We start from the raw sequence: 21,942 nt of genomic DNA, 5'->3' as shown, positions 1-21,942 counted from the left end.
CCAACCCGCACACCCGCCACTCGATCGCGCGACCCTGACGGTCGGTGCCCGTGGGTGCGCGTGCGTACCCTGCCCGCATGGACCTGTTCGATGCGGTGACGTCGACGGCCTCGGGCCTGCCCTCCGTCGGGGAGGGCGCTCCGCTCGCGGTCCGCATGCGGCCGAGCTCGCTCGACGAGGTCGCCGGGCAGGAGCACCTGCTCGTGGCCGGGTCGCCGCTGCGTCGGCTGGTGGAGCCCGCCAACGAGGCGGCGCGTCGTGCGGCGCCCACCTCCGTCGTGCTGTGGGGACCGCCCGGCACCGGCAAGACGACGCTGGCGTACCTGATCGCCGCCACCTCGGGCCGGCGGTTCGTAGAGCTGTCCGCGGTGACCGCCGGCGTCAAGGACGTGCGGGCCGTGATCGAGGACGCGCGCCGCAGGCTGGCCACCGGCGGCACCGAGACGGTCCTGTTCATCGACGAGGTCCACCGGTTCACCAAGGCGCAGCAGGACGCGCTCCTGCCGAGCGTCGAGAACCGCTGGGTCACGCTCGTCGCCGCGACCACCGAGAACCCGTCGTTCTCCGTCAACTCGCCGCTGCTGTCCCGCTCGCTGCTGCTCACGCTCCAGCCCCTGGGCACCGACGACGTGCGGCGCCTCGTGCGTCGGGCCGTCGAGGACGAGCGCGGGCTGGCGGGCGCGATCGAGCTCGACGCCGACGCCGAGGACCACCTGCTGCGCCTGTCCGGCGGCGACGCGCGCAAGGCGCTGACCATCCTCGAGGCGGCGGCCGGTGCCGCGCTGTCGGAGGAGGACGCGGTGGAGCCCGTCCTCGTCGACCTCGCGACCATGGAGCGCGCGATCGACGTCGCCGCGGTGCGCTACGACCGGGACGGCGACCAGCACTACGACGTCATCAGCGCGTTCATCAAGTCGATGCGCGGCTCCGACGTCGACGCCTCCCTGCACTACCTCGCGCGGATGATCGCCGCGGGGGAGGATCCCCGGTTCATCGCCCGTCGCGTCGTCATCTCGGCGGCCGAGGACATCGGGATGGCGGACCCGAGCGCGCTGCAGACGGCGGTGGCCGCCGCGCAGGCGGTCGCCCTGATCGGCATGCCGGAGGCCCGGATCATCCTGGCCGAGGCCGTCGTGCACAACGCCACGGCGCCGAAGTCCAACGCCGCCTACCTGGGCATCGACCGCGCCCTGGCCGACGTGCGCGCCGGTCGCATCGGCTCGGTCCCCGCGCACCTGCGCGACGCGCACTACCCGGGCGCCCGCGACCTCGGCCACGGCACGGGGTACGTGTACGCGCACGACGAGCCGCACGGCGTCGCCGCGCAGCAGTACCTCCCGGACGAGCTGCTGGGTACGCGCTACTACGAACCGTCGGACCGCGGCTACGAGCGCTCGGTCACCGAACGCCTCGAACGCATCCGCGCGATCCTCGACACCCCGTAGCGTCCGCGCCCGGCGGCGGCGACGGATTGGGGGATCACGGTGCCCAGAGGGTAGAGTGGTGCGGTCGTCCGCGGGACGGGTGTGCTTGCACGCCCGGGCGGACGGCCACCTGGGGCCTTAGCCGCGTCGCAAGCACGTGACGCATCCATGGTCGGCCCCACGCCCCGGCGGAACTTCTCCGCACCCGGGTGTGACGTCTACAACGACAGGAAGTATCTCTGTGAGCAGTGTGACCCGTTCGCGCCGCCAGGTTCGCCTGAGCCGCGCCCTCGGCCTGGCCCTGACGCCCAAGGCCGTCAAGCACTTCGAGAAGCGTCCCTACCCGCCCGGTGAGCACGGCCGCGCCCGTCGCCGCACCGAGTCGGACTACGCCGTCCGTCTGCGCGAGAAGCAGCGTCTGCGCGCGCAGTACGCCCTCCGCGAGAAGCAGATGGCTCGTGCGTACGAGGACGCCCGCAAGGCCCCGGGCCTGACCGGTGAGGCGCTCGTCGAGAACCTCGAGACCCGCCTGGACGCCCTCGTCCTGCGCTCGGGCTTCGCCCGCACGATCCTCCAGGCCCGCCAGGTCGTCGTGCACCGCCACATCCTGGTCGACGGCAAGATCGTGGACCGTCCCTCCTTCCGCGTGAAGCCGGGCCAGACGCTCCAGGTCAAGCCGAAGAGCCAGGCCACCGTGCCGTTCCAGGTCGCCGCCGCTGGCGCGCACCGCGACGTGCTCCCCAACCTGCCGGGCTACCTGGACGTGCAGCTGGAGAAGCTCAGCGCCGTGCTGGTGCGTCACCCCAAGCGCGCCGAGATCCCCGTGACGTGCGAGGTCCAGCTGGTCGTCGAGTACTACGCCCGCTGATCTGAGCCGTTCGCAAGAACGACGTTCACGAACGCCCCGCTGCGCCTCGGCGCACGCGGGGCGTTCGTGCGCAGGTAGGGTTTCCGCGGGGTCGACGGCCCCGGAACCGGGAGGCAAGACATGTCGGTGGGTGACGTCGCGGGACTGATCGCCGCGATCGCGTTCGTGCTGCTCGTGGGCGTGCTGGCCGTGCCGCTGATCAAGCTCGGTCGGGTGTTCGACGAGGCGACGGCGTCGGTCAAGGAGATCACCGAGCACACGGTCCCGGTGCTGGACGAGACGGCGACCCTCGTCGCGTCGTCCAACACCCAGCTGGAGAACATCGACACGGTGACCACCGCCGCGGCGCAGGTCTCGGAGAACGTCTCGGCGCTGACGGCCCTGTTCGCCGCGACCGTCGGCTCGCCGATGATCAAGGTCGCAGCCTTCTCCTACGGCGTCCGTCGGGCTCTCACAGGCCTGTCCGCGAGCGCCCGCAAGGCCCGCTGATGCGCCGCCTGGTGTGGATCGGTGTCGGCGTCGTCGTGACGGTGGTCGTGATCCGCAAGGGACGCGCCGTCATCGACGCGTACGTGCCCGCGGGCGCCACGGACGCGGTCGGCACGGCCGCCCGGTACGGGTCGGCGCTGCGTACGGTGCGCCACGAGTTCGTCGCCGGCATGGCCGAGCGGGAGCAGCAGCTGCGCCGCGACCTGGTCGGCGACGCGGACATCGACACCATCCGCGAGCAGCGTCCCGAGCGCGTCGCGGACCTCAAGCGCACCTGGTCGACGGCGCGCAGGCACGACACCGACCCGCTGGGCCCGACGGAAGACCCGGACGACGACGACGGCTACACCTTCTTCTGACGCAGCGGGAGAATTGGCCTCGACCGAGGCCGTGCCAGGCCCGCACGATCAGGCACGACCCGAACCACCACGAGAGATGGACACGATGCGCACCGCCGAGATCCGCCAGCGCTGGCTCGACTACTTCGAGGGCCGCGGCCACACGGTCGTGCCCTCGGCCCCGCTGATCTCGCCGGACCCGTCGACGCTGTTCGTCATCGCTGGCATGGTGCCGTTCATCCCGTACATGCTCGGGGAGCAGACCGCGCCGTGGCCGCGCGCGACGAGCGTGCAGAAGTGCGTGCGCACGCTCGACATCGAGGAGGTCGGCAAGACCACCCGGCACGGCACGTTCTTCCAGATGAACGGCAACTTCTCGTTCGGCGACTACTTCAAGGAAGGCGCGATCACCTACGCGTGGGAGCTCGTCACGGGCTCCCAGGAGACGGGCGGCTACGGCTTCGACCCCGACTCGATCTGGGTGACGGTCTTCTACGACGACGACGAGGCGGCGGCGCTCTGGAAGCAGATCGCCGGGCTTCCCGACGAGCGGATCCAGCGCCGCGGCTGGAAGGACAACTACTGGTCCACCGGCGCGCGCGGCCCCGCGGGCCCGTGCTCCGAGATCTACGTGGACCGCGGTCCGGAGTTCGGGGCGGAGGGTGGTCCGGTCGTCGACGAGGACCGCTACCTCGAGATCTGGAACCTTGTCTTCATGCAGTACGAGCGCGGCGACGGGGGCGGCAAGGAGGACTTCCCGATCCTCGGCGAGCTCAAGCAGAAGAACATCGACACCGGGATGGGCCTCGAGCGCGTCGCGTACCTGCTGCAGGGCGTCGACAACCTCTACGAGATCGACGAGGTGTTCCCGGTCATCCGGGGTGCGCAGGAGCTGTCGGGCAGGCGCTACGGCGCGGTGCAGGACGACGACGTGCGCATGCGCGTCGTCGCGGACCACGTGCGCAGCGCGCTGATGCTCATGGGCGACGGCGTCACCCCGTCGAACGAGGGCCGCGGCTACGTGCTGCGCCGCCTGCTGCGTCGCTCCATCCGCGCGATGCGCCTGCTCGGCGTCGAGGACCTCGCGCTGCCCACCCTGCTCCCGCTGAGCAAGGACGCGATGAGCCCGAGCTACCCCGAGCTCGCGACGAACTTCGACAAGATCAGCCAGGTCGCGTACGCGGAGGAGGACACGTTCCGGCGCACCCTCGCGGCGGGCACGACGATCCTCGACACCGCGGTCCAGGCGGCCAAGTCGACCCCGCAGCCCGTGCTCACCGGCTCCCAGGCGTTCCAGCTGCACGACACCTACGGCTTCCCGATCGACCTGACGCTCGAGATGGCTGCGGAGCAGGGCGTCCAGGTGGACGAGACCGCGTTCCGCAGCCTCATGAAGGAGCAGCGCGAGCGGGCGCGCGCGGACGCGCTGGCCAAGCGCGCGGGTCGCGCGGACAACGCGGCCTACCAGGACCTGCACAGCACGCTGAGCAGCGAGAACGCGAAGCCGGTCCAGTTCGTCGGCTACACGGACTCGACCACCAGGTCGCGCGTCGTCGGCCTGCTCGTGGACGGCGTCCCGGCGCCTGCGGCGACCGCACCGGCGGACGTCGAGGTCGTGCTGGACGTGACCCCGTTCTACGCGGAGGCGGGCGGCCAGCTCGCGGACACCGGCACGATCGTGCTCGAGGGCGGCGCGCGGATCGAGGTCGACGACGTCCAGGCGCCGGTCAAGGGACTCTCGGTGCACCACGGCCGCCTGGTCGACGGCACCGTCACGTTCGGCGAGTCCGGTACCGCGTCCATCGACCTGGTCCGTCGACGCGCGATCGCGCGGGCGCACACGGCGACGCACTTCGTGCACAAGGCGCTGCACGAGTCGATCGGCGAGGGCGCGACGCAGGCGGGCTCGCTCAACGCGCCCAGCCGCCTCCGCTTCGACTTCCGCTCGCCGTCGGCGACGCCGTCCGAGGTCGTCGCGGAGATCGAGGCGCGCGTCAACGAGCGGCTCCAGGACGACCTCGAGGTCACCGACGCTGTCATGCCGATCGACGAGGCGCGCGGTCGCGGCGCGATGGCCCTCTTCGGCGAGAAGTACGGCAACGAGGTGCGCGTCGTCGACATCGGCGAGGGCTGGTCTCTCGAGCTGTGCGCGGGCACGCACGTCAAACGGTCCGGCGAGCTCGGTCTGGTGACCTTGCTGTCCGAGTCGGCGATCGGCTCGGGCGTGCGCCGCGTCGACGCGCTCGTGGGTGCCGGTGCGTACGGGTTCCAGGCCAAGGAGCGGGCCCTCGTCGGCCAGCTGTCGGGGCTGCTCGGCGCGCGCCCGGACGACCTGACCGACCGCGTCTCCTCGCTGCTCACCAAGCTCAAGGAGTCCGAGAAGGAGCTCGCCACGCTGCGGCAGGCGGCGCTCCTCGCGCAGGCCGGGTCGCTCGCGTCCGGCGCGCAGACCGTGGGGGAGACCCGCGTCGTGACGCACGACGCGGGTGAGGTGGCGAGCAGCGACGAGCTGCGCACGCTGGTCCTCGACGTGCGCTCGCGCCTCGGCGACTCCGCGCCGAGCGTGGTAGCCGTCGGTGGCACCAGCAAGGGCCGACCCGTCGTCGTCGTCGCGACCAACGCGACGGCGCGCGAGCGGGGTGTGCGGGCCGGGGCGCTCGTGAAGGCGGCGTCGACCATCCTGGGCGGCGGGGGCGGCGGCAAGGACGACCTCGCGCAGGGCGGCGGCACGGACCCCGACAAGATCGTCGACGCGCTGGCCGCGATCGCCGGCGCGGCGAACGGCTGACGTGCCGGGTCGTCGCGACACGCCCGACCCCGTGGTCCGCGGGGTCAGGCTCGCGGTCGACGTCGGGTCGGTGCGCGTGGGCCTGGCCGCGAGCGACCCCGACGGGCTGATCGCCACGCCGGTGGCCACGCTCGCGCGTGACAACAGCGGGAAGGGCCGGCTGCCCACCGACATCGCGTCGCTGGTGGGCGAGGTGGAAGAACGACGTGTGGGTGTTGTGTACGTCGGACTACCTAGACACCTGTCCGGGTCCGAAGGTGCCGCATCGGAGGCCGCGCGCGCGTACGCTGTCCAACTGGCGCAAGCCATCTCACCGGTACCGGTACGGATGGTCGACGAGCGGATGAGCACGGTGTCCGCACATCAGGCGCTGCATGCGTCCGGCCGATCCGGACGCAGCCACCGCAAGGTCGTCGACCAGGCGGCCGCGGTGGTGATCTTGCAGTCCGCGTTGGACGCGGAGAGTGCGACGGGGCGACGTCCCGGAGAGCGGGTCGTGGTAGACCCAGCTCAGCACCCTCCGACGGCGCGCGGGGGGGCTGCGGGCGACGCACGGACGACGGTGGAGTGACGCGCACGTGAGCAATCAGACCGAGTGGTGGGCCCCTGTGGAGCGAGGTGACGAGGTGACGTCCGACCTGTTCGGCGGCGACCCGCACGGCAACGCTCCCGACCCTCGTCGCAACTCTCGCTCCCGCGGCCGAGCCAAGGAACAGCGCGAGCGCAAGCGTCGCCGCCGCCGTTCGATCGGCGTGCTGGTGGTCGCGATCGTCATGGTGCTGGGCGCCGGGTACGTCGTCGTCGAGCTCATGGGCGGCTTCTTCAACGGTGGCCCCGCGTCCGCCGGCAACGTCGAGGACTACCCGGGACCGGGCCACGGCACCGTGACCGTGGCGGTCAAGCCGGGACAGACGGGCTCCGAGATGGCGACGACGCTCGTCGACGCCGGTGTCGTGGCCAGCACCAAGGCGTTCAACGAGGCGTTCGCCGAGAACCCCGACGCGGCCTCGATCCAGCCCGGCACGTACAACATGCTGCTCGAGATGAAGGCCGCCGACGCGATCGTCGCGCTGCTCGACCCCGCGAGCCGCGTCTCGTTCAAGGTGACCATCCCCGAGGGCCTGAACAAGGACCAGACGCTGGCCAAGATCAGCGAGAAGACCCTCATCCCCGTCGACCAGCTGAACGCCGCGATCGCCGACCCCGCGTCGATCGGCCTGCCCGCCGAGGCCGGGGGCAACGTCGAGGGTTGGCTGTTCCCCGCCACCTACGACGTGCAGCCCGACGCGACGGCTGCCGGCGTGCTCGGTCAGATGGTCCAGCAGACCGTCACCAACCTGACCAACCAGGCCGTGCCGCAGGACCAGTGGGAGACCGTGCTCATCAAGGCGTCGATCGTCGAGCGCGAGGCCAAGCTGGACGAGGACCGCTACAAGGTGGCCCGCGGCATCGAGAACCGGATCGCGCGGGACATGCCGCTGCAGATCGACTCGACGACGGCGTACGGGCTCGGCGTGACCCGCGCACCGACGCCGGAAGAGAACAACGACCCCAACAACGCGTACAGCACGTACACCCACGTCGGCCTGCCGCCCGGCCCGATCGCCTCGCCCGGTGCGGTGTCGATCGACGCCGTGATGCACCCCGCCGAGGGCCCGTGGATCTTCTGGGTGACCGTCAACCCGGTCACCGGCGAGACCCTGTTCACCGACTCGTCGGCCGAGCACGCCGCGAACATCCAGAAGCTTCGCGACTGGAAAGCGGCGAACGGGCAGTGACGGGAGCCGCTCCGCGGCGAGCGGCAGTACTGGGGCACCCGGTCGCGCACTCGCTGTCGCCGACCCTGCACCGTGCCGCGTACGCGGAGCTGGGGCTCGACGAGTGGCGGTACGACGCGGTCGACGTGACCGAACAGGACCTGCCGGAGTTCGTCGCGGGTCTCGACGACACGTGGGCCGGGCTGAGCCTGACCATGCCGCTCAAGCAGACCGTGATCCCGTTGCTCGACCACGTCGAGCCCTTGGCGCAGGTGGTCGGTGCGGTCAACACCGTCCTGCTGCAGGGCACGGGCGGCTCGCGCGTGCTGGTGGGTGCCAACACGGACGTGCACGGCCTCGTCGCGGCGATCGGCGAGCGGCAGGGGACGCAGGAGCTGCGCACGGCGGCCGTCCTGGGCGCCGGCGCGACGGCCTCCTCGACGCTCGCCGCCCTGGCGGAGCTGGGCTGCCCGTCGCCGGTCGTCTACGTGCGCGCGCTCTCGCGCGCCGGGGGGCTGATGCGCTCGGCGCACCGGATGGGCGTCACGCCCACGTTCCGCGCGCTCGACGCGGCCGCGGCGGAGATCGGCCGCGCCGACGTCGTCGTGTCCACGCTCCCGCCCTTCGCCGCCGACCCGGTCGCGGCGGCGCTCGTCGGCCCGGTCGACGGCGTGCTGCTCGACGTGGCGTACGACCCGCGCCCGACCGCGCTCACCGTCGCCTGGCGAGCCGCCGGCGGGGACGCGGTGGCGGGGGAGCGGATGCTGCTGCACCAGGCCGCCGAGCAGGTCCGCCTGATGACCGGTCGCCCCGGTCCCGTCGCGGCGATGTCCGCGGCCCTCGAGGACCGCCTGACGACCGTCTGACGCAAACTCGTCGGGTGCAGTTCCTCACGGGCGCCCACGCGTCTGCCGATGCTCCAGCGAGGACGGCCGACCGCGGCCGTCGGCTGAGGCGGAGGTACGGCGTGAAGCAGCTCGGGGAGATCTTGCTCGACGAGGGCCTCGTGACCGAGGCGCAGCTGCTGGCCGCACTCGACGAGACGATGACGCGGGGCACGTCGCTCGGCCGCACCCTGGTCGAGCTGGGCGTGCTGACCGAGGGGCAGCTGGTCAAGGCGCTCGCCGCCCAGGTCGGCATGACCTTCGTGGACCTGGACGACTACCCCGTCGACCGCGCCGCGCTCTCGCTCGTGCCGAGCGCCCTGTGCAGGCGGTACACGGTCCTGCCCGTCGGGTTCCAGGGGGACGCGCTGCTGCTCGCGACGTCCGACCCCGGCAACGTGATGGCCGTCGACGACGTGCGCACCGTCTCGGGACGCCCGGTTGTCGCCGTGATCTCGACGCACGACAACCTGCTGCGCGCCATCGACCGGTTCTGCCGCGCCGACGACGAGATGGAAGACCTCTCGCAGGCGTTCGAGGACGAGACCAAGCCGGCCGACGCGGACCTGTCCCGCATGGGCGACGTGGTCGACGACGACGCGCCGATCGTCCGGTACGTGAACCTCCTGGTCACCCAGGCGATCACCGACCGCGCCTCGGACATCCACATCGAGCCGACCGAGCACGACCTGCGCGTGCGGTACCGGATCGACGGCGTGCTGCACGAGACGCAGCGCTCCCCGAAGCAGATCCAGGGCGGCGTCATCAGCCGCGTGAAGATCATGAGCGACATCGACATCGCCGAGCGCCGCAAGCCTCAGGACGGTCGCATGTCCGTGGTCCACAACGGGCGCAAGATCGACCTCCGCGTGGCCACGCTGCCCACCGTGTGGGGCGAGAAGATCGTCATGCGAATCCTCGACAACTCGACCGCGAGCCTCGACCTGCGGGACCTGTCGTTCCTCGACGCGAACTACGCCACGTACCACGAGGCCTACACCAAGCCCTACGGGATGATCCTGGTGACCGGCCCCACCGGTTCGGGCAAGTCGACCACCCTGTACGCGACGCTCAACGCCGTCTCGCGGCCGGAGATCAACGTCATCACGGTCGAGGACCCGGTCGAGTACCGGCTGGCGGGCATCAACCAGGTGCAGGTCAACCCGAAGGCGGGACTGACCTTCGCCGGCGCACTCCGCTCGATCCTGCGCTCCGACCCCGACGTCGTCCTCCTGGGTGAGATCCGCGACCACGAGACCGCGCAGATCGCGATCGAGGCCGCCCTCACCGGTCACCTCGTCCTGTCGACGCTGCACACGAACGACGCGCCCTCGGCGATCACCCGTCTGACCGAGATGGGCATCGAGCCCTTCCTCGTCGGGTCGGCGCTCGACGCGGTCGTCGCCCAGCGGCTCGCGCGCAAGCTGTGCGGCAACTGCAAGGAGCCGTACACGCCCTCGCCGCAGGAGATGCTCGCCGCCCGCTTCCCGTGGGTCGAGGGGGAGCAGATCCCCGAGCTCATGCGTGCGGTCGGCTGCGTGACGTGCTCGAAGACCGGCTACCGCGGCCGCATCGCCCTGCACGAGGTCATGAGGGTCACCGAGGAGATCGAGCGCCACGCGGTCGCGCACTCCTCGAGCGCCGACATCGCGGCCACCGCCATCTCGCAGGGGATGATCCCGCTGCGCAACGACGGCTGGCAGAAGGTCGCCCTGGGGCAGACGTCGATCGAGGAGATCCTGCGCGTCGTCGCGTGAGGTGAATTCCCTGTTCAGACCAGTTTGTCGACTAGCGACGTGCACGCACGGCTCAAGTCAGTCACCCCCGTGACCGATGAACGGGCAGAGCAAGGCGACGGTGCGTAGGTCCGCGTACCGGCAGAGCAGGTCGGTCGACCGTGGAGGAATGACGTGAGCGAGTCCTACCAGGCATCTGCCGGGGAGCCGACCCGGCCCCTGCCGCCGTACCGGCCGATAGGCCCGCAGGCAGGCGCGCCCGCACCGGCGCCGGGGCAGACAATGTTCTCGCCGATCCCGTCGCAGACCGTCGCGGCGGCTTCTGTCGCCGCGGCCCAGCCGTACCCGCCCGCACCGAGCGGCCCGCCGCCGGGCTACGCGGCGCCGCAGCAGGGCTACGGCGCGCCCGCGGGAGCGCCGCAGCAGACCTACTCCGCGCCGCCCGACCCGACGCGTCAGTACGCCGGGGCACCGCCCGCCGCCGCCCCGCCGGGCGTCTTCATGCCCGCGCCCCAGGCCCCGCAGGCACCTGCCGAGCCGCTGGCGGCCGAGACTCCCCGGCCGCAGCCCGTCGCAGACGTCCCCGTCCAGAAGGCTCGCCCCGGCGCGCGTCGCGCCCTCGGCCAGGAGTCGCAGGAGGGGGACATCGCGATCGACGCCGTGCTCACCGAGATGGTGCGCTACGGGGCCTCGGACGTGCATCTCACCACCGGCGCCGCGCCGATGATCCGCATCTCCGGTTCGCTCAAGCCCCTCGACGGGTTCGGCACCGTCACGTCCGAGCCTCTGCGTCGCGCCCTCTACGGCATCCTCACGCAGAAGCAGCGAGAGAAGTTCGAGGCCAACCTCGAGCTCGACCTCTCGTACGCCGTGCGGGGTCTGGCCCGGTTCCGCGTGAACATCTACCAGCAGCGCGAGTCCATCGGTGCCGCGTTCCGCGTCATCCCGTACGAGATCAAGCCGCTCGAGGCGCTCGGCGTACCGCCGATCGTCGGCTCGTTCGCGGGCCTGCCGCGCGGACTTGTCCTGGTTACCGGCCCCACGGGTTCGGGCAAGTCGACGACGCTCGCCGCGATCGTCGACCTCGCCAACCGGACGCGCGAGGACCACATCATGACCGTCGAGGACCCCATCGAGTTCCTCCACCGCCACAAGAAGTCGCTGATCAACCAGCGCGAGGTCGGCTCGGACACGCTCTCGTTCGCGAACGCCCTCAAGCACGTGCTCCGCCAGGACCCCGACATCATCCTCGTCGGTGAGATGCGTGACCTCGAGACGATCTCGGTGGCCCTGACCGCCGCCGAGACCGGTCACCTCGTCTTCGCGACGCTGCACACCTCGGACGCCGCGCAGACGATCGACCGCGTCATCGACGTGTTCCCGGCCCACCAGCAGGCTCAGGTCCGCACCCAGCTGGCCAGCGCGCTCCAGGGCGTCGTCTGCCAGACGCTGGCCAAGCGGGCCGACGCCCACGGTCGCGCGGTCGCCACGGAGGTCCTCATCGCGACGCCAGCGATCCGCAACCTCATCCGTGAGGGCAAGACGCACCAGATCTACTCGGCCATGCAGGCCGGCGCCCAGCAGGGCATGCACACCATGGATCAGCACCTCGCCGACCTGGTCAAGACTGGCCGCATCTCCTACGAGACGGGCCTGGACAAGTGCCACCACATCGAGGACTTCAACCGGCTCACCGGCCGTGATCACGGCGGCACAGCGGGTGCAGGTCTGACCAAGGCCAGCATGGGCGGGAACTTCTTCGCGGAGGGGGCACACTGATGGCGGCGACGACGGCCAAGACATTCGAGTACGCGGTCCGGGACCGCGAGGGCAAGATCGTCAAGGGGCGCATCGAGGCACCGAGCCAGGCGGCGGTCGCCAACCGGCTCAAGACCTTGGGCATGGCGCCCATGTCCATCAACGAGGTGGGCACCGGCGGTCTCCAGAAGGAGATCTCGATCCCCGGCTTCGGGGACAAGATTACGCTCAAGGACCTGGCCATCATGGCCCGGCAGCTGTCGACCATGATCAACGCCGGCCTGTCGCTGCTCCGGTCATTGACGATCCTTGCCGAGCAGACGGAGAGCAAGCCGCTGGCCAAGCGACTCGCCGCGGTGCGCAGCGACGTCGAGGTCGGTGTCTCCTTCTCGGCTGCCCTCAGCAAGCATGCGGACGTCTTCCCGCCCCTGATGATCAACATGGTCAAGGCCGGCGAGGTCGGCGGCTTCCTGGACGGCGTTCTGATTTCGGTCGCCGAGAACTACGAGGCCGAAGTCAAGCTCCGTGGAAAGGTGAAGTCGGCGATGACCTATCCGGTCGTCGTCTTCTTCATCGCCATTCTCGCGGTGGTCGGAATGCTGTTGTTCATTGTCCCCGTGTTCGCGGGCATGTTTGCCAGCCTCGGTGGCGAGCTCCCGGCACCGACGCGCATTCTCGTCGCATTGTCAGGTTTGCTGAAGATCGTGGCGATCCCGCTCGTCATCGGCATTGTCGTCTTCAGCGCGTGGTGGAGCAGGCACAAGAACGATCGTGCGGTGCGCGAGCGCCTCGACCCCATCAAGCTCAAGGTGCCGGTGTTCGGCAACCTGTTCCGCAAGATCGCCGTCAGCCGGTTCACGCGCAACTTCGGCACCATGATCCATGCCGGTGTGCCGATCCTGCAGGCGCTCGACATCGTCGGGGAGACGAGCGGCAACCTCGTGATCGAGCGTGCCGCGAAGGCCGTGCAGGAGTCCGTCCGCTCCGGCCACTCGCTGAGCGGGCCGCTGTCGCTGCACCCCGTCTTCCCGCCGATGGTGGTGCAGATGATGGCCGTCGGTGAGGACACGGGTGCGCTCGACACGATGCTCGAGAAGATCGCCGAGTTCTACGACCAGGAGGTCGAGTCGACCACAGAGCAGCTCACCTCGCTGATCGAGCCGCTGATGATCGTCGTCCTGGGATCGCTCATCGGTTCGATGATCATCGCCCTGTACATGCCGATCTTCTCCGTCTTCAACCTCATCAACTGAGGGCCGGACGATGACAGGACGCCGGGGTTCAGAACCGGAAGAGGGCTTCTCGCTCGTCGAGCTGCTGATCGTCATCATCATCATCGGCATTCTTGCGGCAATCGCCATCCCCGCTTTTATCTCGCAGCGGCAGAAGGCGACGGACGCGAGCATCAAGTCCGACCTGCGGACGATCGCGACGGCCATCGAGGCGCAACGCACCTCCGACGGCGAGCTCCCCCTGACGTTGGACAAGATCGCCGCGGACGCTGTCACGAGTCCGGGAAACACGTTCGACGTCGTGATCACGGGGACGCAGTACTGCGTCGAGGGAGACCATCCCGCCGGCGTCGGTCCGTCCCACACCTGGGTGTACGACACGGCAGCCGGTGGCATGTCCAAGACCGAGGGAGCCGCGTGCTCCGGGACGCCGGCGTTCTCGATCTCCTAGCACGTCGGACGCGCATTCTTCTTGCTCGTCACCCACGGCCCGGACGCGAATCTTGCGCGTCTGGGCCGTTTGGGTGAATCGGGAAACTCACTTCCCAACGCACTCAAGTCGCCGGGTCAGATGCCGAAAACCTGTCTGTGCCCGACGCTTCGGCGGAGGGCAACCTGCCGACCATTAACCACGAATCTGAAATGGGGACGAGCACATGATCGCTCGCGTTCGCAAGTCCATCGACGAGAAGGACCAGGGCTTCACGCTCATCGAGCTCCTCGTCGTCATCATCATCATCGGCATCCTCGCCGCCATCGCCATCCCGGTGTTCCTGAACCAGCGCAAGAAGGCGGTCGACGCGTCGATCAAGTCCGACCTGCGCACGGTCGCCAACGAGATGGAGACGGTCTACACGGACGCTCAGGCGTACTACGCCGTCTCCAGCGCGGGCAGCGTCGCGTCCATCGCGTCGACGCCGACCGCTACGACCGTCCAGCTGTCGATCGGCAACGAGGTCACCGGCACGGTCACCGGCGAGGCCTACTGCCTGGTCGGCTCGGCCACCAAGGGGCCGCCCCCGCCCCCCCCCCCCGCGTCTCACAATTCCAGCGCGCGGCTCCCGGCCCCGGCCGGGAGATGCAGCACCTCCTCGGGGTCAGGGACGGCAGTCAGCCGACCCCGACCCCGTTGCCGAACCACGAGGGGACAGACCATGCAGGGTGCGACCAAGCGAGGGTCCGACTCGGGCCTGACGCTGATCGAGGTCGTCGTCGCACTGACCCTCCTCGGTGTGGTCGCCGCAGCCGCGTTGACGTTCTTCTTCCGCGGCATGCAGAGCGCCTCCCACCTTCAGAGCTCCCAGTCCGCCGTCGCGGTGGCCACGCAGGCGATGGAGAAGGCGCACTCGATCACCCCCAAGGTCGTCGACGTCCCGACGTCGACCAGCGGTCTCATCTACGGCCGGCCCCAGACGGCAGTCGTTGCGAGCTTCACCGCACACGCCGCTGACATGACGCAGACGAATCCCGCGTGGGACCCTTCCGCCACGGCCCGGCCGGGCGGACCGACCATCCCGCTCAGCTACGACACGGTCGTCTCGAAGAAGACGTACACGGTCACGACGCTGATCGGCACGTGCTTCCGTCCCGCAACTGCGAGCACGTCGGACCAGAACTGCACGAAGGCCGACCCCGGTGCCTCCGCGAAGATGTTCCGCGTCACCATCGTGGTCAACTGGGCACCGGGCAAGTCCGACGAGTGCGGCGGCTCGGACTGCGAGTACACGCTGACCTCGCTCGTCGACCCGACCGTGGACGCCAACTGGAACCTCACGGCCAAGCCCGTCGCGTACGACGACGTCACCTCGACGGTGACCGGCGCCGCTGGTGACGTGTCGAACACGCTGGCCAACGACATTTACGGCTTCGTGCCGCCAGGCGTGAACCCCACGACCATCACCCTTGCCCCCGCCCAGGGAACGGCCCAGGCCGTCACGAGCGGTTCCGAGATCGGGCGCATCAAGTACACGCCGCCGACCGCGGCTTCCGGCATCTACTCGCTGAAGTACCGCATCAAGGACGGCGCGGGTCGCACGTCGAACGAGGCGACGATGGTCATCAACGTGCTGCCGTCGGCCGCCAACGGGAGCCAGACGCTCGAGACGGGCACCACGGGTACGTGGGCCCTTCCGGCCGTGGGGACCGGACTCAAGGCCACGATCACGGGCGGGACGGCGGGCAGCGCAGCGACCATCAGCGGCAACACGAACCTGGTCTTCGTCGCCCCGAGCACCGCCGGTACCAAGACGGTGACCTACACGGTGAAGGACACGAGCGGCCTGGTCAGCGCGGTCGCCACGATCACCATCAGCGTCGTCGTCCCGACACCGCCGTCCACGACCGCCCTGACCATCCCAGTGAACGCCACGACGGTCGCCACCACCACCGACCTGAACATCCTCGGCCTGCTCGGGCTCAGCCCGAAGGCCTCGTACTCGCTGGCCGTCGCCACCTCGGTGTCACCGAGCAACGGCGGGACGCCGACGCTCTCTGCACCCAAGACCGAGATCAACTGGGTCCAGTCGTCCTCACAGGTGAACCAGGTGGGCGTCTTCACCTTCAACTACACGGTGGCCAAGGGCGCCAGCGCGCCGTCGGCCCAGAAGACGGTCACCGTCCAGATCAAGCCGGTCGCCACCAACTTCACGTCGGCGACGACGTTCGGTCCCAACGACAACAAGCTGGTGCCGCAACCGACCGGGGCAACGGGGAACATCCCGAACGTCGCGTTCAGCGGCGTGACTTTCAACGTCGTCACGCAGCCGACCTGCTCTCTGGGCACGAACGCCGCGATCAGTACCGCCCCGACGGTGACCGGAGGTACGACCGGTCTGACGTTCAAGTCCGTGAAATGGACCAAGGGGAGCACGACCGGAACGTGCACGTTCACCTACTCGATCACCTGGGCGGGAACCGGCGGGCCGCTGACCTCGACCACGATGACCGCGACGGTGCCGGTGAAGCAGTCATGAGCCGTTACTGGGCGGCGCGCCGACGCCGCGACGACAGGGCCGACGACTCCGGCCTGACGCTGGTCGAGCTCATCGTCTCGATGGGCATCTTCACCGTGCTGCTGTCGATGTTCATGGCGGGTGTCGTGATCATGACCCGCGACACGACGCGCGCCGTGGGGGTGTCGAACGCGGGAGATTCCACCCGCAAGGTCTTCCAGCGGCTGGACAAGGAGATCCGGTACGCGTCGAGCATCAACCGCCCAGGTGTCGGCGCCACGCCGGGGACCTACTACGTCGAGTACATCCAGACGGCGGTCGACGCTGGCCTGAAGCCGAAGTGCACGCAGTGGCGATACACCGCGTCCACGCACAAGCTCGAGGTGCGGACCTGGCGCGTGACGCCCGCCGTGGCGACGGCCTGGCACCTGGAGGCGACGAACGTCCGGAACGACCTGGCGGTCGCCTCGAGCCTCCCGTTCCAGTTCAGCCCCGCGGACTCGATCTCCCTGCGCCAGCAGCTGCGCGTGTACCTGACGGTCGGGTCCGGGACCAAGCCCGGAGCCGAGCTCGACTCGGTCTTCGTCGCGCGGAACTCCTCGGCCAGCTCGCCCTCCAACCCTGACGCCGTCGCCCCGTTCGGGTTGAGCGACACCCCTGTGTGCCCCGGTCCTGGGAGGCCATGATGTTGTCCCCTCGCACCCTCCTCGTCGCGCTGCGGCGCCGGACCGATCCGAGCGCACCCGCGGACGAAGGCGTCGCGCTGCTCACGGTAATCATGCTCATCATGGTCATGGGCGCCCTGAGCGTCCTGCTCCTCGGCGTCGTCGTCGCCCAGGTGAAGCCGACGATGTTCGCGGACAAGAACTCGCGGACGGTGTTCGCGGCCGAGGCGGGGATCGATGCCGCGCTGAGCCAGATGCGCTCGGCGAACGGCGCTCCGGACATCAACGGCAAGATCTACGGCGATTCGAAGAAGCTGCCGTGCACCGTCCAGGGGCCGGTCGACGGTGCCTCGACGTCCCTGACCTACAAGGTGACCGTCAGCTACTTCGACCAGGACCCCACCGGCAAGGACGCGGCGTGGCGCACCGCGAACCAGCTGACCTGCACCACGGGCGTGCTGATCGCGCCGAGCTTCGCCGTGCTCTCGTCGGAAGGCTTGGACGCCGGAGTCGCCGGGCTCGCGTCGGACGCCGGTGACCGGCTCCTCGAGACCATGTACACCTTCCAGGTCACGCACAACAACATCGAGGGCGGCACGATCTACGCCTTCGGCGACAAGCACTGCCTGCAGGCGACCGGCCAGGTCACCGGATCCAAAGTGACCTACGTCGACGGAGCTCAGTGCGGTGCCGACGACCCTCGCCAGCTGTGGACCTACGGCAAGGACTACGCGATCCACCTCTCCGTCACCGACCTGACCGGGACCCCGCTGTGCCTGACCGGCAACTCGAGCACCGGCGGCAACATCGAGGTCACGCTCACGGCCTGCACCGCCGGCAACACGAGCCAGATGTTCAGCTGGCAGGGTGGCGCGCAGTGGAACGGCGAGAACAGCGCCAAGACCGACTACTCGAACCTCTGCCTGAGCGCCGGTGCGGTCTACACGGACGCACTGCTCATCGGAAAGACCCTTCGGTACGGCAGCTGCCTCGCGGGCAACATCGCGTCCGGCTCCTTCGACCCGGACCCCCGGGTCGGTGCCGGCGCGGCCAGCAAGGCGACGAACCAGATCGTCAACTCCCTCGAGTTCGGCCGATGCATGGACGTCACTGGTGAAGACATCACGCAGTCGTTCATGATCGACTACCCGTGCAAGCAGGATCCCAGCGGCGGCAGCAAGCTCAAGTGGAACCACAAGTGGAGCTACTCGGAGCCGTTGAGCAACCTCGGATCGCTCGGGCCGCAGCAGATCACGGTGAAGAACGGCGGCAGCAGTGGTGTCTCCGGCGCCACCTACTGCCTCAAGGCGCCGTCGGCAACGGCGAGCCCCGCGTATGTCACGATGGTCACGCCGTGCGACGCGTCGGCTAACGACCAGAAGTGGATCCGGAACGCCGCGATGTCGACGTACGCGCTCAGCTGGACGTTCACAGACGTCTCCGGGACCAAGTGCATCACGCTCGGCGACAAGCTGGACGCCTCGTGGTCGAAGCTCCTCCTCGGGGCGTGCACGGGTGGTCCCGAGCAGAAGTGGAACGCGCCTACCGTGGACAAGGAAGCCGGCGTGAGCGACTACAGGGAGCTGAACAACTGAGCACCGTGCCCGACGCGACGATCACCGTCGTCGTCGCCGTGCTCTGCGGCGTCGTCGGCCTGCTCGTCGGTTCGTTCCTCAATGTCGTCGTCTGGCGTGTTCCGCGCGGCGAGTCGATCGTCTCGCCGCCGAGTGCATGTCCGCGATGCGGTGCCCGAATCAAGCCCTACGACAACATCCCGGTGGTCTCGTGGCTCATGCTGCGTGGTCGCTGCCGGAACTGCCACGAGCCGATTTCGGCGCGATACCCCCTCGTCGAGGCGGGGACAGGGGCGTTCTTCGTCGGGGTCGCCTGGTGGGCCGGGCCTTCGGCCGTGCTCCCTGCGTTCCTCTATCTCGCGGCGATCTCGGTCGCCCTGGCGCTGATCGACCTGGACACCCGTCGCCTCCCGAATGCGATCGTTCTGCCGGCATATCCCGTCGCACTCGTCCTGCTCGCCGTGGCGAGCTGGGCGCAGGACGACTGGACGGCCCTCGGTCGGGGCGCGGTCGGGGGCGCGGCCCTGTACGCGTTCTACTTCGCCCTCATGGTGCTGCGACCCGGGGGGATGGGATTCGGCGACGTCAAGCTCGCTGGAGTTCTCGGCCTCTATCTCGGCTGGCTGGGTTGGTCGTCCGTGGTCGTGGGAGCCTTCGGTGCATTTCTGATCGGCGGGATCGTCTCGATCGGCCTTCTGCTGGCTCGCCGAGCTGGCCGCAAGTCGGCGATCCCTTTTGGCCCCTTCATGCTGGTCGGCGCCTGGATCGGCATCTTCGCCGGGGAGGCCATCGGCTCGGGGTACCTCTCGCTCCTGGGCTGAATCTCGTGCGATCCGAGAACGACGAATTGCTCAAGTAGGCGACGCGCGCACCCGATACGGATGAAAGCACAGCAGTGCTTACCGGAAGGGGTAGAGCGTGGCTAAGACGCGGGTCATCGGGCTCGACATAGGCACGACCGCCGTTCGCGCGGCACAGCTGGAGTTCGGCAACGGCGGTCCGGGAGGCAAGGGTCAGCCCAGCCTCGTCCGGTACGGCGAGGTCCCCCTCCCGCTCGGTGCTGTCCGCGACGGAGAGGTCGCCGACCAGGCAACCGTCACGCAGGCGCTCAAGCAGCTGTGGGCGACGTACAAGTTCGACTCCAAGGACGTCGTCATCGGTGTGGGGAACCAGCGCGTCGTCGTCCGTGACCTGACCCTGCCGTACATGCCGCTCGCTCAACTGCGCTCGTCGCTGCCGTTCCAGGTGCAGGAGCTCCTGCCGATGGCCGCCGACGAGGCACTGCTCGACTTCTATCCGACGGGCGAGGGAGTGTCCGAGCAGGGCCGCGTCGTGCACGGGTTGCTCGTCGCCGCCGTACGCGACACCGTCACGGCCAATGTCCTGGCGGTCGAGTCCGCCGGGCTCCGGCCGACGATGGTCGACCTGAACGCCTTCGCCCTCCTTCGCGGTGTGGCTCGTGGCGAGCTCGCGCAGCGAACCGTTGCGCTGGTGGACATCGGTGCTCGGGTCACGGACGTGACGATCGTCGCCCAGGGCGTGCCGCAGTTCGTCCGGACGCTGCCCAATGGGGGCCAAGACGCGACCGACACGATCGCCCGCGGGATGAACATCTCTGGGACCGATGCTGAGACGCTCAAGCGTCAGATCGGCGTCGGCTTCGCCGTCGGTCCCGAGCTCCAGGATGCCAGCGACGCTCTCGCGACCGTCACGCGCACCCTCGTCGAGGCCGTGCGCAACACCTTCGTCTACTACTCGACCAACAACCCCGGTGCCGGCATCGACGTCGTCGTGCTGACCGGCGGAGGGTCGCACCTTCCCGGACTCGGGCAGTACCTCTCGAGCGCGAGCCGGCTCCCTGTCACCCTCGGCGACCCGCTGTCCACCATCAACGTCGCACGCACGGCGGGGGGCCGTGAGGCGTTCGCCGGTCGTGAGTCGCTCATGGCGTTGCCGGTGGGCCTGGCCTACGGAGTTGCAGCATGAGCATCACCCTGACCAAGGCACCTGCTCGCCAGGCGAGCGCCGCCTCGTTCGGTGCCCCCGGTCTTCCGCAGGTCAACCTCCTCCCGCCCGAGGTCCGGGCTGCCCGGGGCCTCGTGCACGTCAAGCGGTGGCTCGCCGTCGGCTTTGCCATCGTGCTCGTCGTCATCGGCCTCGTCTACGCGTTCGCACTGCTCCAGCGGTCGGCCGCTGAGAAGGACCTGGAGAAGACCCAGGCCACCACGGCGAGCCTCCAGGCGGAGACGAGCAAGTACGCCGAGGTGCCGCAGGTGCTGGGCGACCTCAAGCGCATCAACGACGCCCGCGCGATCGGCACGTCGACCGAGATCCAGTGGAAGCCCTACATCGACGCGATCACGGCGACGCTCCCGGCCAACGTGAGCATCGACGCCTTCTCTGTGACGTCGGCGACCCCCTGGACCCCGCAGTCGACGCTGCAGGATCCTCTCGTCGTCCCGGGTACCGCGATGATCTCGTTCACGGCCCGAGCGACGGCGCTGCCGGACGACGCCGCGTGGCTGGACGCGCTCAACACCATCCCGAACGTCACCCAGGCATCCCTGGTCTCGGCCGAGGCGACGGTGGACACGGGCGACCCGTACTACGCCATCACCGCGAACGTCCAGGTCTCCGTCTCGGCCGTGGTCCCGCGCGCCCCGATTGCCACCCCGGAGGGCTGACCCATGACCCGATCCAAGAGCACTCCCTGGATCGCGGGGACCGTCATCGTCTCCCTGCTCCTCTTCGTCGCCTCCTGGTTCCTCGCGATCTCGCCCGTGGTTGCCGCGACGGACGAGGCGAAGTCGCTGTCCGAGGCGCAGAGCCAGCAGAACGAGGTCCTCCAGGCGAAGCTGGCACAGCTGAAGAAGCAGTCGCTCAAGCTCGATGTCTACAAGGCCCAGCTGGCGACGATGCAGGCGCAGATCCCGCCCGTGACGGCGATGGCTGACTTCCAGCGGCAGATCTCGGCCACGGCAGCGACCTACGGCGTCACCATCGTCTCGGTCGTCGTCGCGCCGTCGACCCAGGTCGTCCCGACGGCTCCGGCCGCGCCAGCCACGACGGACCCGGCGACCTCGACGGACGGATCGACGACGAGCACGGACGCCACCACCGAAGCCGCTGCCCCCGCCGCGCCGAGCGGACTCGAGGGCTTCTACCAGCTCCCGGTGACACTTGAGGTGATCGGCAACTTCGGAGCCGTTCAGGCGTTCCTGAACGACCTGCAGAGCGATGTCGGCCGGACCTTCCTGGTCAGCACGCTCTCCGGTACGGCGACCAAGGACGCCGAGGCGAACGCCGGGCACCCCGCGACGGTGGTCGGTGACCTGGATCTCGTCATCACCGGATCGGCCTTCGTCCTGACGTCGAACGCACCTGCGGCCCCCGTCGACCCCGATGCGGTGCCGCCGGCCCTGCCGGTCCCACCTGCCGACAAGAACCCGCTGGTGCCGATCGGCTAGAAGACTCCACA

The 21,942-nt window shown here is 69.5% G+C and carries 19 protein-coding genes; all 19 read left to right on the top strand.

What is annotated here, in order from left to right; genetic code table 11:
• Positions 1 to 77 precede the first annotated feature (77 nt).
• The gene (locus AC1DUE_RS10975) at positions 78 to 1,445 is read left to right on the top strand and encodes a replication-associated recombination protein A (RefSeq protein ID WP_477039447.1); all 1,368 of its coding nucleotides are present in this window, start codon (positions 78 to 80) and stop codon (positions 1,443 to 1,445) included.
• Positions 1,446 to 1,665: 220 nt separating this feature from the next.
• A complete protein-coding gene (rpsD, locus tag AC1DUE_RS10970; RefSeq protein ID WP_477039446.1) occupies positions 1,666 to 2,292 on the top strand; it encodes a 30S ribosomal protein S4 in 627 nt (208 codons plus the stop codon).
• Between the two features lie 120 nt (positions 2,293 to 2,412).
• On the top strand, positions 2,413 to 2,781 hold the full coding sequence (locus tag AC1DUE_RS10965; RefSeq protein WP_477039445.1) for a DUF948 domain-containing protein: 369 nt from the start codon (positions 2,413 to 2,415) through the stop codon (positions 2,779 to 2,781).
• Positions 2,781 to 3,140, top strand: coding sequence for a hypothetical protein (locus AC1DUE_RS10960; RefSeq protein ID WP_477039444.1), 360 nt, complete (start codon positions 2,781 to 2,783; stop codon positions 3,138 to 3,140). The genes AC1DUE_RS10965 and AC1DUE_RS10960 overlap by 1 nt, the downstream gene beginning before the upstream one ends.
• Positions 3,141 to 3,225: 85 nt before the next feature.
• Positions 3,226 to 5,907, top strand: coding sequence for an alanine--tRNA ligase (gene alaS, locus AC1DUE_RS10955; protein WP_477039443.1), 2,682 nt, complete (start codon positions 3,226 to 3,228; stop codon positions 5,905 to 5,907).
• Positions 5,908 to 5,938: 31 nt separating this feature from the next.
• Positions 5,939 to 6,478 carry a Holliday junction resolvase RuvX gene (gene ruvX, locus AC1DUE_RS10950; protein ID WP_477039442.1) on the top strand — a complete coding sequence of 180 codons (540 nt, stop codon included), beginning with the start codon at positions 5,939 to 5,941 and terminating at the stop codon, positions 6,476 to 6,478.
• A gap of 55 nt (positions 6,479 to 6,533) precedes the next feature.
• Complete coding sequence (gene mltG, locus AC1DUE_RS10945; protein ID WP_477039441.1) at positions 6,534 to 7,685, top strand: endolytic transglycosylase MltG; 1,152 nt, start codon at positions 6,534 to 6,536, stop codon at positions 7,683 to 7,685.
• Positions 7,682 to 8,530: a shikimate dehydrogenase gene (locus AC1DUE_RS10940; protein ID WP_477039440.1), complete on the top strand. Its 849-nt coding sequence runs from the start codon at positions 7,682 to 7,684 to the stop codon at positions 8,528 to 8,530. The genes mltG and AC1DUE_RS10940 overlap by 4 nt, the downstream gene beginning before the upstream one ends.
• 101 nt (positions 8,531 to 8,631) lie before the next feature.
• Positions 8,632 to 10,305 (top strand): GspE/PulE family protein, encoded by a 1,674-nt coding sequence (locus AC1DUE_RS10935; RefSeq protein WP_477039439.1) that lies wholly within the window; start codon positions 8,632 to 8,634, stop codon positions 10,303 to 10,305.
• A gap of 153 nt (positions 10,306 to 10,458) precedes the next feature.
• Entirely contained in the window at positions 10,459 to 12,063 is a 1,605-nt protein-coding gene (locus AC1DUE_RS10930) for a type IV pilus twitching motility protein PilT (RefSeq protein ID WP_477039438.1), read from the top strand.
• The gene (locus AC1DUE_RS10925; protein WP_477039437.1) at positions 12,063 to 13,295 is read left to right on the top strand and encodes a type II secretion system F family protein; all 1,233 of its coding nucleotides are present in this window, start codon (positions 12,063 to 12,065) and stop codon (positions 13,293 to 13,295) included. The genes AC1DUE_RS10930 and AC1DUE_RS10925 overlap by 1 nt, the downstream gene beginning before the upstream one ends.
• A 10-nt stretch (positions 13,296 to 13,305) precedes the next feature.
• Positions 13,306 to 13,725 (top strand): prepilin-type N-terminal cleavage/methylation domain-containing protein, encoded by a 420-nt coding sequence (locus tag AC1DUE_RS10920; protein ID WP_477039436.1) that lies wholly within the window; start codon positions 13,306 to 13,308, stop codon positions 13,723 to 13,725.
• A 205-nt stretch (positions 13,726 to 13,930) separates the two neighbouring features.
• A complete protein-coding gene (locus AC1DUE_RS10915) occupies positions 13,931 to 16,246 on the top strand; it encodes a type IV pilus modification PilV family protein (RefSeq protein WP_477039435.1) in 2,316 nt (771 codons plus the stop codon).
• Positions 16,243 to 16,911, top strand: coding sequence for a PulJ/GspJ family protein (locus AC1DUE_RS10910; protein ID WP_477039434.1), 669 nt, complete (start codon positions 16,243 to 16,245; stop codon positions 16,909 to 16,911). The genes AC1DUE_RS10915 and AC1DUE_RS10910 overlap by 4 nt, the downstream gene beginning before the upstream one ends.
• Positions 16,911 to 18,485, top strand: coding sequence for an RICIN domain-containing protein (locus AC1DUE_RS10905; RefSeq protein ID WP_477039433.1), 1,575 nt, complete (start codon positions 16,911 to 16,913; stop codon positions 18,483 to 18,485). Before AC1DUE_RS10910 ends, AC1DUE_RS10905 begins: the two co-directional genes overlap by 1 nt.
• Before the next feature lie 5 nt (positions 18,486 to 18,490).
• Entirely contained in the window at positions 18,491 to 19,285 is a 795-nt protein-coding gene (locus AC1DUE_RS10900) for a prepilin peptidase (protein ID WP_477039432.1), read from the top strand.
• 97 nt (positions 19,286 to 19,382) lie between these two features.
• Positions 19,383 to 20,450 carry a type IV pilus assembly protein PilM gene (gene pilM / locus AC1DUE_RS10895; protein WP_477039431.1) on the top strand — a complete coding sequence of 356 codons (1,068 nt, stop codon included), beginning with the start codon at positions 19,383 to 19,385 and terminating at the stop codon, positions 20,448 to 20,450.
• Positions 20,447 to 21,148, top strand: coding sequence for a PilN domain-containing protein (locus AC1DUE_RS10890; RefSeq protein ID WP_477039430.1), 702 nt, complete (start codon positions 20,447 to 20,449; stop codon positions 21,146 to 21,148). Before pilM ends, AC1DUE_RS10890 begins: the two co-directional genes overlap by 4 nt.
• 3 nt (positions 21,149 to 21,151) lie before the next feature.
• Entirely contained in the window at positions 21,152 to 21,931 is a 780-nt protein-coding gene (locus AC1DUE_RS10885; RefSeq protein ID WP_477039429.1) for a hypothetical protein, read from the top strand.
• Positions 21,932 to 21,942: the final 11 nt, after the last annotated feature.

Source organism: Cellulomonas sp. P4_A2, assembly GCF_056402515.1.
The sequence above is the reverse complement of the archived record's forward strand: the minus strand, read 5'-3'. Positions and strand labels throughout refer to the sequence as shown.